13 protein-coding genes are annotated in these 12,346 nt (G+C 37.6%); 6 read left to right on the top strand and 7 right to left on the bottom strand.

Features of this window, described 5'->3' with window-relative positions:
- The first annotated feature begins 166 nt into the window (after window positions 1-166).
- From ACLTU0_RS03785 to yycI, 4 genes are all read left to right on the top strand, one after another.
- Entirely contained in the window at window positions 167-1,330 is a 1,164-nt protein-coding gene (locus ACLTU0_RS03785) for a nucleotidyltransferase (protein ID WP_412321444.1), read from the top strand.
- 185 nt (window positions 1,331-1,515) lie between these two features.
- On the top strand, window positions 1,516-2,214 hold the full coding sequence (locus ACLTU0_RS03790) for a response regulator (RefSeq protein ID WP_412321445.1): 699 nt from the start codon (window positions 1,516-1,518) through the stop codon (window positions 2,212-2,214).
- Window positions 2,215-2,298: 84 nt separating this feature from the next.
- Complete coding sequence (locus tag ACLTU0_RS03795) at window positions 2,299-4,113, top strand: ATP-binding protein (RefSeq protein ID WP_412321446.1); 1,815 nt, start codon at window positions 2,299-2,301, stop codon at window positions 4,111-4,113.
- Between the two features lie 14 nt (window positions 4,114-4,127).
- Window positions 4,128-4,931: a two-component system regulatory protein YycI gene (yycI, locus tag ACLTU0_RS03800; protein WP_412321447.1), complete on the top strand. Its 804-nt coding sequence runs from the start codon at window positions 4,128-4,130 to the stop codon at window positions 4,929-4,931.
- A gap of 37 nt (window positions 4,932-4,968) precedes the next feature.
- Here the strand turns inward: yycI and ACLTU0_RS03805 are convergent, their stop codons facing one another.
- The 7 genes from ACLTU0_RS03805 to ACLTU0_RS03835 all read right to left on the bottom strand — a co-directional run bounded on the left by ACLTU0_RS03805 (window position 4,969) and on the right by ACLTU0_RS03835 (window position 10,500).
- Complete coding sequence (locus ACLTU0_RS03805; protein WP_412321448.1) at window positions 4,969-5,889, bottom strand: (4Fe-4S)-binding protein; 921 nt, start codon at window positions 5,887-5,889, stop codon at window positions 4,969-4,971.
- A 152-nt stretch (window positions 5,890-6,041) separates the two neighbouring features.
- Window positions 6,042-6,452 (bottom strand): HlyD family secretion protein, encoded by a 411-nt coding sequence (locus ACLTU0_RS03810; RefSeq protein ID WP_412321452.1) that lies wholly within the window; start codon window positions 6,450-6,452, stop codon window positions 6,042-6,044.
- Between the two features lie 52 nt (window positions 6,453-6,504).
- On the bottom strand, window positions 6,505-7,026 hold the full coding sequence (locus ACLTU0_RS03815; RefSeq protein WP_412321449.1) for an ABC transporter transmembrane domain-containing protein: 522 nt from the start codon (window positions 7,024-7,026) through the stop codon (window positions 6,505-6,507).
- Between the two features lie 247 nt (window positions 7,027-7,273).
- Window positions 7,274-7,444, bottom strand: a complete 171-nt coding sequence (locus tag ACLTU0_RS03820; protein ID WP_022229315.1) for a FeoB-associated Cys-rich membrane protein — start codon at window positions 7,442-7,444, stop codon at window positions 7,274-7,276.
- A 37-nt stretch (window positions 7,445-7,481) separates the two neighbouring features.
- A complete protein-coding gene (gene feoB, locus ACLTU0_RS03825; RefSeq protein WP_412321450.1) occupies window positions 7,482-9,989 on the bottom strand; it encodes a ferrous iron transport protein B in 2,508 nt (835 codons plus the stop codon).
- A 55-nt stretch (window positions 9,990-10,044) separates the two neighbouring features.
- Window positions 10,045-10,266 carry a FeoA family protein gene (locus ACLTU0_RS03830; protein WP_022229317.1) on the bottom strand — a complete coding sequence of 74 codons (222 nt, stop codon included), beginning with the start codon at window positions 10,264-10,266 and terminating at the stop codon, window positions 10,045-10,047.
- Window positions 10,267-10,287: 21 nt separating this feature from the next.
- Window positions 10,288-10,500 (bottom strand): FeoA family protein, encoded by a 213-nt coding sequence (locus ACLTU0_RS03835; protein WP_022229318.1) that lies wholly within the window; start codon window positions 10,498-10,500, stop codon window positions 10,288-10,290.
- 379 nt (window positions 10,501-10,879) lie between these two features.
- Here ACLTU0_RS03835 and ACLTU0_RS03840 point away from each other — a divergent pair, with 379 nt between their 5' ends.
- Window positions 10,880-11,260: a metal-dependent transcriptional regulator gene (locus ACLTU0_RS03840; RefSeq protein WP_022230432.1), complete on the top strand. Its 381-nt coding sequence runs from the start codon at window positions 10,880-10,882 to the stop codon at window positions 11,258-11,260.
- Between the two features lie 249 nt (window positions 11,261-11,509).
- Window positions 11,510-12,346, top strand: an 837-nt coding sequence (locus tag ACLTU0_RS03845) for a pyruvate formate lyase family protein (protein WP_412321451.1), incomplete at its 3' end; no start/stop codon positions are given.

A 12,346-nucleotide genomic window follows, 5' to 3' on the forward strand; every position in this document is an offset into this window, starting at 1 on the left:
TTCCTACTTTGTCAATAGGTTTTGTAGATTTTCTTTCTTTTATTCTATACAAAATTTGTGTCTGTTTTACATCATTGCTTTATTTAATATTCCAATTTTATTTATTGCTATACTTCTTATTTTAAGATATAATATATATTAACAATGTAATTTTGAGGAGATAAAAATGAACATTACCGGTATTATAGCAGAATACAATATTTTTCACAACGGACACAAATATCAAATTGACGAAATAAAAAAACATTCGGACGCAGTGATTGCCGTAATGAGCGGCAGTTTTGTACAGCGTGGCGACGTTGCGATAACGGATAAATGGTCACGTGCAAAAACGGCACTTTCGGGCGGTGTTGACCTTGTTATTGAACTTCCTGTATGTTATGCGTTAAATGCCGCACCGAATTTTGCGACAGGCGGTATTAATATTTTAAACGCACTCGGTGTTGTCAACAACATTTGTTTCGGCTCTGAATCAGGCAGTATCGATGAACTTATGTCTGCCGCAGAATTGCTTGAAAACGAAAACAGCGAAATATCCGAAAAAATAAAAAAATACGTTATGGGCGGTATGAGTTATCCAAACGCGCTCACAAAGGCATATTCCGCACTTATCCCGTCAGATATATTGTCTGAGCCAAACAACATTCTTGCAACGGAATATATTCGTGCATTAATCCGCTCTGACAGCAAAATCAAGCCTATGACCGTCAAACGTCACAAAGCAGGCTACCACGACAGAAATTTATATCAAAATATAGCAAGTGCGACAAAGCTCCGTGAAATGAACAGAAACAATGAAAATATAAATGACTTTATACCATATAAATTAGAAGATATTAATTGCGACATTCCGTACGACATATCGAATTTGGACAGTGCAATCATTTCAAAATTACGTCTTATGACCGCTGAAGATTTGCAAAATATCAGTGAAGTTACAGAGGGGATTGAAAACAGAATTTTAAGCAGTGCAAATATGTCATACAGTTTTGAAACCCTTGTCGAAAACGTTAAAAACAAGCGGTACACCACAAGCAAAATCAGACGTATGATTATCTCGGCTTTGATAGGCTTTACAAAGGATATATACTCCCCTATGCCACAGTATATCCGTATTCTCGGTATGAATAAGGTCGGTATGACGATTTTAAAACAGGCAAAAGGCATCTGCAAAGTTCCGATAATCACAAAAACAGCTGACTTTAAAGAACAAAGTCCGCAATTTAATCTTGATGTGCGTGCCACAAATATAGCAATGCTATGCAATCCCATACCGACACACCGTATCGGCAATGCGGATTTAAAGAAATCTCCTATTATAATGAAATAAAAATATTTTTTTCTTGCATTTGAACGCATTTTTTTAATATTTTTTAATTTTTTTGTAAAATACCCTTGCACAGTATGTTAAATTCTGATAAAATATATGTAATGGTTACGAAAAATTTGTAATAATATTTACGAATGTTATTCGTTTAAATATTATTCTATAATCGAAAGGATTGATATTTAATAATGGATAGAACTATACTCATTATTGAGGACGAACAGAAAATTAATGATATTCTTGCATTTTCACTTGGCAAAGACGGTTATAAGACTTTGTCTGCATTTGACGGCGTAAAAGGTCTTGAAATGGCACTTAAAGAAAACCCTGACCTAATTTTACTTGACGTAATGCTACCCGGAATGGACGGTTTTGAAGTATGCCGAAAAGTTCGTGAAAAATCACAAGTTCCTATTATTATGCTTACTGCCCGTGAAGACGAAGTTGACAAAGTTTTAGGTCTTGAGCTTGGTGCGGACGACTACATAACAAAGCCGTATTCAATGCGTGAACTTACCGCAAGAGTTAAAGCCAACCTAAGAAGAAGTAAGGCACAGCCTGTTGTTGAGGAAGAACCTGAAAATCAAAATACAATTAATTCGGGTGAGCTTTCAATCAACGTTGAAAGATACGAAGTTGCTAAGAACGGCGAAATTATCGACATAACACTTCGCGAATTTGAACTTCTTAAATTCCTTGCCATGCAGCCGGATAAAATTTTCTCACGTGAGAAATTGCTTGAAAATGTATGGGGTTACGAATATTACGGCGATGTTCGTACTGTCGATGTTACGGTAAGACGTCTTAGAGAAAAAATCGAAGATGATCCGAGTATGCCTAAATACATTATCACAAAACGTGGCGTAGGCTACTATTTTAACAAATAATATTGAACTCATACACCCGAAACATTAATTTGTTTTGGGTGTTTTGTAGTATTTAAGTATTTATTATAGAAAGGTTTTTATTTTATGTTTAAAAGTATACGTTGGAAAATAACAGTTATATTTGTACTGCTTGTACTTGCCATGGAATTATTTATAGGCGGTTTCAATATTTTAGGCGTTATGAAACATTATCACGATGATTTTTCAAACAGCATTAATGAGGTATTCACCGAAGATATTAAAAACGACCTCCTTGCCGCCGCAAACGAAATAAGTATTCCTGCCGAAAGTACGGATACATCTATTGTTATAGAAGAAAATTCCCAAAGCAATATTAATTTAATCAACAATATCCTATCTTCCCACTCAGGCAAACTCGGAATTACATCATCAAGATATTACAATATTGTTGACGGTTCATCGGGCGAGATTTTATTTTCATCAAACGGCTCTACAACCACCGACGCAACTCCGTCACTTATGAATGCCCTAAACGGTACGGAATCGAAAGAAACAAAGCTTACTCAAAGCTATATGGACTACGCATTTCCGTTACACAACGGTGACGCGGTAAAGTATGTTATATACATCAAAGATACTTGCCAAATGCAAAACAGTGTAACCCACAGTATGGTGACAATTCTTTTGATTTTATTGTTGGTATCTCTTATTATATCATCAATCGCGGGAAGTATTATTTCAAAGTCTATCACCGACCCTATCAAACAGCTTTCGGTGCAGGCAAAAAAACTTGCGGCAGGTGATATAAACGCACTTCAAAAATCAGATTCAAAAGATGAAATTGCCGACCTTACAAACTCGCTTATCAATCTTGCTCACACAAGAAAGCAGTCCTCCGACCAAGCAAAAGGCGAAAAAATTAAGGTTGAAACCATTCTTCAAAATATGAATGACGGTATTATCGCATTTGACTTAAAAGGCAATCTTATCCATTTTAACCGTGAAGCGAAAAAACTTCTTAACCGCCAGTATCTTGACGATATTAGATTTGACCGTTTCTTTAAAGAAATCAATGCGAACATCACGCTTGGTGATTTGCTTTATATGAATCCCGACGGTTCTGTCGAACGTGAAATCAAGCTTGCAAACCAATATTTACGTTTAAACTTTGCACCGTTCAAGGCTGATAACAAAGTCGGCGGTATCATTGTCGTTATACATGATGTTACAAAGCAGGAAAAACTTGAGCAGTCACGTCGTGACTTTGTTGCGAACGTGTCGCACGAACTTCGTACACCGCTTACAACAATCAAGTCTTACTCCGAAACACTTGCCGATATGCCCGATGTTGACAGAGAATTGCAAGTACGTTTTCTTGACGTTATCGCGTCCGAATCTGACAGAATGGCAAGAATTATAAGCGACCTGCTTACCCTATCGGAGCTTGACGAAAACCAAACATTCACAAAACCGCCGGAGCCGATCGACATTCGTCAAATGCTTGAATCAATCGTTGAGCGTATGTCGCTTACGGCAAAGAAGAAAAATCAGACTTTGACATATCACCCTATTAATGAAGTGCCTGTTATATCCGGCGATCACGACGGTTTGGAACGCGTTATTATAAATATCGTCAGCAACGCAATGAAATACACACGCGAGGGCGGTACTATCGAAGTATATTCAAGCAAGGTTTATAACGACATTTGTATCAAAGTAGCCGATAACGGTATCGGAATACAAGAAGATAAACTTCCGCACATTTTCGACCGTTTCTACCGTGTAGACAAGGCTCGTTCGCGTGACACAGGCGGTACAGGTCTTGGCCTTGCCATCGCAAAACAAACGCTTGAATCATCATTTAACGGTAAGATTAAAATATCAAGTGAATTCCACAAAGGAACTGAAGTAACTATCACTATTCCTGTCAGTGAATAAGGAGGCTTGTTGAAGTGAAACGTTTTCCTATAAAAGTTATTTTACTTTCATTGTTTATAGTAATAAACCTGACCGTTATTTGTACATTCCCCACTTCTATGTCCGATAACGATTCTGAAGAGGTTGTAAACAATCTTGTTACTTTTTTGAACAAAAACGATATAACCGTTTCTCCGACAATTATCGATAAAGAAACAAAAAAAGTTTCTTCTGCCACACTGCAAAATTTTATTGAAGACAGTGATGCTTTTGCAAAAAATATTTTAGGAGCAAAAAAAGAAGTAACAAAAAACGGCGAAACATACACAACAAATGAAAATCAAGTTATTTTTGACGGCAATAAGTTTTCTTTTGTACCGAAAACACCTGTTGCATTGTCCGAAACGCACGGCATAGATGCGGTTAATGCCTCAAAGAAAGGTAAAAAAATCGCCGCTTATTACGGTTTCGACAGTCAAAACGCTTTGATTGTTTCATCTGATGACAACGGAAAATATCATATTTTTATGACTTACACAATAGAAAATTTACCTGTCTTTAATGACTATATGACATTTGATATAACTTCCGACGGTCTTATGGGTTTTAGCGGTGTATGGTTTACGCAAAATTCACTCGGCGAATATCGCAACGCAAAAAGCGTTGCCGACGCTCTGCTTGAATTTTCGGCAAGCAAAGATAAACCTAACGGCAAAATCGAAATAAGCGATATTACACTCGGATATAATATCATTGATTTTGACACCTCCCCTACCGAACTTCAGCCCGTATGGAGAATAACATTGAAAGACGGCTCAAAATATTATATAAACGCATAAAAAATGCACATCTGACAGATGTGCATTTTCTTTATTATTACTCAAACAAAATATCTTTCTTCTCTAACAATTCATCATTTTCAAGAACATCTTTTTCAAACTTTTCAACACCCAAGCGGTCTATCGCAACGCCAAGACGTTCTTTTTGATTTGCGTTAAGTTTAAACCAAATCATTGTCTTTTCAAGTATCGGTGCAATTTCGTCTTCCGAAACGAACTTTGAAAGCGGTGTACCCATTCTTGATTTTTTACCCCATGTACCGCCTACATATATTTGATAAACGACTTCATTATGCGGTTTCACTGCCTTAAACGGACATTTGCTTTCACTGCACACTCCGCAAGTCTTACAGACATTTTCATCTATAACCATTTTACCGTCAACAAGTTTAGCAGCTTTTGATGGACATGATTTTTCAATCATACAAACCTTACAGCCTTTGCAATTTTCCGAATTGTACTTAGGTATTCTGTGTCCCTCGATACCAAAATCGTTCAACGCAGGCTTTACGCAACTGTTCGGACAGCCGCCTATACCGATTTTAAACTTATGCGGCAATTTTATATCAGCCCAGCCTATGTAATATTCATCATAAAGTTTTGCGGCAAGTGCGTGAGTGTCATAATTGCCGTAAACACAAGTTGTACCTTTACATGATGTAATCGGGCGGATTTTATTTCCCGTTCCGCCGAATTTAAGTCCGTGACTTTCGGCATAATCAATCGCGTCTTGTACGTTTTCATAAGGAATACCCTGAATTTCAAGCCCAAGACGTGTTGTAGGAATTACTTTACCGTTACCGAATTTACTTGATATTTCCGATACGGTTTTTAAATCGTCCGGAGAAAATACAGTTCCGCGCGGTACAATTCTTCCCGAAAAATTTTCAGTACCTCTGTTAATCAAAAAGCCTTTTCCCTTTACCTCCGCTATCTGTGCAGGTTTCAAATTTGCCATACAAACACCTCTCTCATTTTCTCTTATAAAATTACAATAATTTTATCACGGCACAAATTTCTTGTCAATCAATATTCGGCTTAATCTAAATTTTTTCCATAGAAAAAGCATAGTTGATAATTATTTCCCAAATTATCTCTATGCTTTTTTTACTATTTCACTTTGATATTAACCGTTGCATTTGTTCCTATGATATTTTCAAGCGGTATATCGGAATTTACCAACTTTATCTTAATCGGTATAAGCTGAGTTGTTTTTGTGTATGTACCGGAAGTTGAGAAACTTGTTGTCTGTCCCGTAAGTGCATTATTTGTAATGCTGTTCACCTGCGTTACAATGCCCTCAAATTTTCGTGAACCGTATGCGTCAAGCGTTATCTTGACCGACTGACCTTCTTTTATTTTGGTTATATCCGTTTCTTTGATATTCGCACCGATATACATATCGTATGTATTTGCCACATAACCCATAACATCGGTTGTAAGAACATAGTCACCCCTCTCGGCGTCAACCTCTATGAACTTTCCGTTTGACGGCGATTTAATATACGGACCGCCGTCCACACGTCCCAATATCTCGCCTGACTAAACGTATTTGCCTACATAGGCATTAAACTTAAGTACCTGTGTCTTTTAAATCTCCGTTAGCCTTGTCAAATCGTTTAAATTCAAAATTCTGCAAATTAAATGCTATTGTTACAAGCATACCTTCTATATTTTCACGACTGACCAAGTTAAGCTTATCAACAAGTTTCTGCATAAGCGTCATTTTAGGCATTGCCACAAGGAATATAAACACTATCAAAATCACTATTGCCGACAGTGAAACAATTATTATCCACGAAAGCTCCTTACTGTTTTCAAGAGCCTTAACAGCACCGCCGACGCCCAAAATCGGTGCATAAAACACCATCCTGATAAGCATAACAAGCAAATTTTGAATTTGCGTAATATCGTTTGTCGTATGCGTTATAAGTGACGCGGTAGAGAATTTATCAAATTCGGCATTTGAGAACAGTTCCACCTTTTTATACACGTCTTTTCGCATATCTCTCGAAACCTTAGCCGCAACATTTGCCGCAAGATAGCCGACACATACACAACATCCAAATTTTGAGTCATATTTTTGTACATCCAAAGAACCGCATATTCCGATCTTGTTATGTCGTTTGTCAAAACTTTTGTAAAATCTATTCGCTTATTAGGATCAAATATACTTATAAATCTTTGTATTTCTTCATCCATTTAATCATTAACCCCATTAATAATTAGTTGTCTTAATATAGACTTTCACTCCGTAATGTCAATACTGTTTACTGAATATTTTATGGTTTTGATAAAAAAAAATAACAGCACATCAAAAGTGCTGTTATTTTCATAATTTTTTAGTGTTTGCCGTGGCATTTACCTGCCATGGCACAGTTGCTGCAACCGCAGCCACAGGAGGATTTGCCCTTCTTTTTATCTTTTATCATCTTATTGATGATAAGTACAACTACCGCAACAAGTGCAATACACACAATTATTGTAGATAAATTATTCATTAACCATGTCATTTTAAAACCCTCCTTATATCATTTGTCTTATATTGTTTTACGCTGATACTGATCTTTGAGTCTTTAAAGTGTTTGATTCTTTATAAGGCTTAAACAGCATATAGCAGATAAATGCAATTACTGCGATTGCAAATATAAGACCGATTACGTTTACACTGCCTGTAACAAGCAAACCTATTTGATAAATTACAAGTGCGATTGCGTAAGCGAATACACACTGATAGCCGATTGCGAATGCAGTCCACTTAGCGTTATTCATTTCACGCTTGATAGCTCCCATTGCGGCGAAACAAGGTGCGCAAAGCAGGTTGAATACAAGGAATGAATATCCGCTGATTGGGATAAATTTCTGAGCCATATTCTGATAAACAGAACCGTCGCCTGCACCGTAAAGAATACCCAATGTACCAACGATATTTTCCTTAGCAACAAGACCTGTAATTGATGCAACTGTTGCTTGCCAGTTACCCCAGCCAAGAGGAGCAAATATCCAAGAAATTGCTTTACCGATTGTTGCTAGAATTGAGTAGTCGATTTGGTCTTCTGTAAGCATTGTGAATGCTCCGTCTACAAAACCGAAGTATGTCGTAAACCATACAAGGATTGTTGAAAGAAGAATAATTGTTCCGGCTTTCTTAATGAATGACCAGCCTCTTTCCCACATTGAACGAAGTAGGTTTATAACTGTAGGCATATGGTATGCAGGAAGTTCCATAACGAACGGAGCAGGATCGCCCGCAAACATCTTTGTCTTCTTTAGCATAATACCAGAAATGATAATTGCAGCCATACCGACGAAGTATGTTGATGTAGCAACCCAAGCCGAACCGCCGAAGATAGCACCGGCAATCATTGCAATAAACGGAGTCTTAGCACCGCAAGGTATAAATGTTGTTGTTATTATAGTCATTTTTCTGTCACGGTCATTTTCGATAGTTCTCGATGCCATAATACCCGGAACACCGCAGCCTGTACCGATAAGAATAGGGATAAATGATTTACCCGAAAGACCGAACTTACGGAATACTCTATCCAATACGAATGCAATACGAGCCATATAACCGCAAGATTCAAGGAATGCAAGCAAGATGAACAATACAAGCATTTGTGGTACGAAACCAAGTACGGCACCGACACCGGCAACTATACCGTCAAGAATAAGTCCCTTTAGCCAGTCTGCACAGTTGATTGCGTCAAGTCCGTTTTCAACAAGTACAGGGATACCCGGTACCCATACACCGTAATCGGCAGGATCAGGTTCTGCACATTCGTACTTATCATAAACGTCAACCGAGTCAAGAAGATCATCATATGTAGCAGTATCTTCTTCATCAGCCATTGTTTCTTCATCGACTACTGTATATTCGATTTCATCAATGTTTTTTACATCTTCAACAAATGCAGCAAGTTCTGTCTTAGCAACTTCAGGATCAAAATCTTCTGATTCTGTATCAAGTGCCTCTGCAACTGCGTCTGTATCAATGCCCTGTTCGCTCGCAGCGTCAATATAACCGTTTACTATATCTGACGCACTTGTGAATTCGTCAGCAGCCTCTGTGTAAGCAGAAGAACCAATACCGAACAAATGCCAGCCGTCACCGAACAATCCATCGTTTGCCCAGTCTGTAGCACTTGAACCTACTGTTACCATTGCTATGTAATATACAAGGAACATTACAACTGCGAATATCGGAAGTCCCAACCATCTGTTTGTAACAATTCGGTCAATCTTATCAGATGATGAAAGCTTACCGGCACTCTTCTTTTTATAACAGCCCTTAATAAGTTCTGCTATGTAAACATATCTGTCGTTTGTTATGATACTTTCTGCGTCATCGTCAAGTTCATCCTCTGCCGCTTTAATATCATTTTCAATATGTGACAATTTTTCCTGCGGAATATTAAGTTGTGCAAGCACCTTTTCGTCACGTTCAAAAATCTTTATTGCATACCATCTCTGTTGTTCTTCCGGCATATCATGAAGAACAGCCTCTTCGATATGTGCTATTGCGTGTTCAACAGGACCCGAGAACTCGTGCTTTGGAATTGTCTTACCGTTTTTAGCGGCTGAAACAGCTTCTTCGGCAGCCTCCATAATACCTGTACCCTTTAGAGCAGATATTTCAACAACTTTACATCCAAGCTGACGGGACAATTCCTGAATATTAATCTTATCGCCGTTTTTCTTGACAATATCCATCATATTGACTGCGATAACAACCGGAATACCCAATTCTGTAAGCTGTGTTGTAAGATACAAGTTTCTTTCAAGGTTTGTACCGTCTACAATATTAAGTATTGCGTCGGGTCTTTCGCCGATAAGATAATTTCTTGCAACAACTTCTTCCAATGTATATGGAGAAAGTGAATAAATACCCGGAAGGTCAGTAATGACAACACCGTCATGTTTCTTTAATTTACCTTCTTTTTTCTCGACCGTAACACCCGGCCAGTTACCTACGAATTGATTAGAACCTGTAAGAGCATTAAATAGTGTTGTCTTACCGCAGTTCGGGTTACCCGCAAGGGCAATTCTTACATTCATTCTTAAATTCCTCTCTTTCACAATTTAATTCAGTACATTAATGAATATACCAAAATTATTCAACTTCAATCATTTCTGCGTCGGCTTTTCTCAATGAAAGCTCATAACCTCTTACTGTGACCTCAATCGGATCACCAAGCGGTGCAACCTTACGAATATGCACTTCAGCACCTCTTGTGATACCCATATCCATAATTCTGCGTTTTACCGCACCTTCACCGTGCAATTTGACTACCTTTACAGTATCGCCGATTGCTGCCTGTTTAAGTGTTTTCATTTGCGCTGTACCTCCCTTTAATTAAATCATAATTTTTTGTGCCAGTTCGTTGCTGATTGCAACTCTGGTTTCTTTTACATTTACAATTACGTTTCCGCCAAGTTTACTGATTATCTTGACGTGTCCTCCTACAACAAAACCAAGATTTTCAAGATGTTTTTTTACTTCCGGCTTTCCGCCAATCTTTTTAATTATGTTGTCTTCATCAACATCTACCAGTGTTAAAGGCATCATAAATTTACCTCCGTTCTGGTTAGCATTCGTATAAATAAAAACTAACCCCAAGAATATAGTTTTTGGTTAGCACTTTCTAACCATTAGTTAGTTTATCAAAACTAACCTTTCTTGTCAAGTGTATATGTCATATCTTTTTTACGCGTCAACTTTAAAAATTGTTGTTCACTTTGCACAAAATGTTGTATTTCTCCTTATGTTTGCTCATTTTTTATTCGTTCCTAAAATTTGTTAGCCTAAACTTACTGTTTTCACTTAAAAAATTATCGAAAATTTTTTTAAAATATTCAATATATTTTTTGACAATCGCAATTTATTGTGATATAATATCTTTACTACTACAATATGTACACATTTTCACACAGAAAGGTGTTAAACTATGATAATCAAAGAGTCGGCTGAAAATTATTTGGAGGCCATACTTATGTTAAAGAACAAAAACGGTTATGTTCGCAGTATTGATGTTGCTCATCACCTTAACTTCACAAAGCCGAGCGTATCCGTTGCAATGAAATCCTTTCGTGAAGAAGGCTATGTTACCGTTGATACCGACGGCAATATCACCCTTACCGACAAAGGTATGGAGATTGCTCAAAAAATCTATGAACGTCACCAGGTTATCGCCAAGGCTCTTATCGCCCTCGGTGTCGATGAAGAAACCGCGTATGATGACAGTTGTAAAATAGAGCATGATTTAAGTGATATTACTTTTCAGAAAATCAAAGAATATTTTCTTAGTCACACAAATGAAAATATATGATTTGTTTTAGCAATATTATCTAAATTATTTTGTCTTTTATCTGCTTATTAATGTACTTCGACAAATCTCATACCAATATAGTATGAATCGTTGACAAAAGTATGTTTAATATGGTATAATCAACGTGGTTAGAAACAGCTAACCATACAGTAAAAACTTACTTTTAGCTAACTTTTTGCTAACTGTAAAACACTATCAGTTCACAACTGTTTACAAAACAGTTGAATATATTATGGGAGGTCAAAACAAATGACAGATTTCGAACAATGGAAAGGATTTGAACAAGGTAAATGGTGCGATGATATCGACACTCGTGATTTCATCCAGAAGAACTACACACCATATGATGGCGACGAGTCATTCCTTGCAGGTCCAACAGACGCAACAAACAAGCTATGGGGTAAACTTCAAGAGCTTCAGAAGGAAGAAAGAGCTAAGGGCGGCGTACTTGATATGGATACTCATATCGTTACAGGTATCAACGCTCATAAGCCAGGATATATTGACGAAAGCATGAAAGACCTTGAAAAGATCGTAGGTCTACAGACAGACAAGCCTCTTAAGCGTGCATTTATGCCTTTCGGCGGTATTAAGATGGCAGAAGAAGCTTGCAGCACATACGGTTATGAGCCGGACCCTGAACTTCACAAGATTTTCACTCAGTATCACAAGACACATAACCAAGGTGTTTTTGATGTATACACACCTGAAATGCGTGCAGTTCGTAAGAATAAGATTATTACAGGTCTACCTGACACATACGGCCGTGGCAGAATCGTAGGCGACTATCGTAGAGTTGCTCTTTACGGTATCGATATGCTTATCGCAAAGAAACAAGAAGATTTCGTTGAATGCCAAAGTGAATCAATGTTTGAAGATGAAATTCGTCAACGTGAAGAAATCACAATGCAAATCAACGCTCTTAAAGAAATGAAGACAATGGCTGAATCATACGGATTCGACATTTCAAAGCCTGCTAAGGACGCAAGAGAAGCTTGCCAATGGCTATACTTCGGTTATCTTGCAGCTATCAAAACACAGAACGGTGCTGCAATGAGTGTTGGTAGAGTATCAACATTCCTTGAT

The sequence above is a fragment of the Hominilimicola sp. genome, from assembly GCF_046972485.1.
Taxonomy (GTDB): Bacteria; Bacillota; Clostridia; order UBA1381; family UBA1381; genus Hominilimicola; species Hominilimicola fabiformis.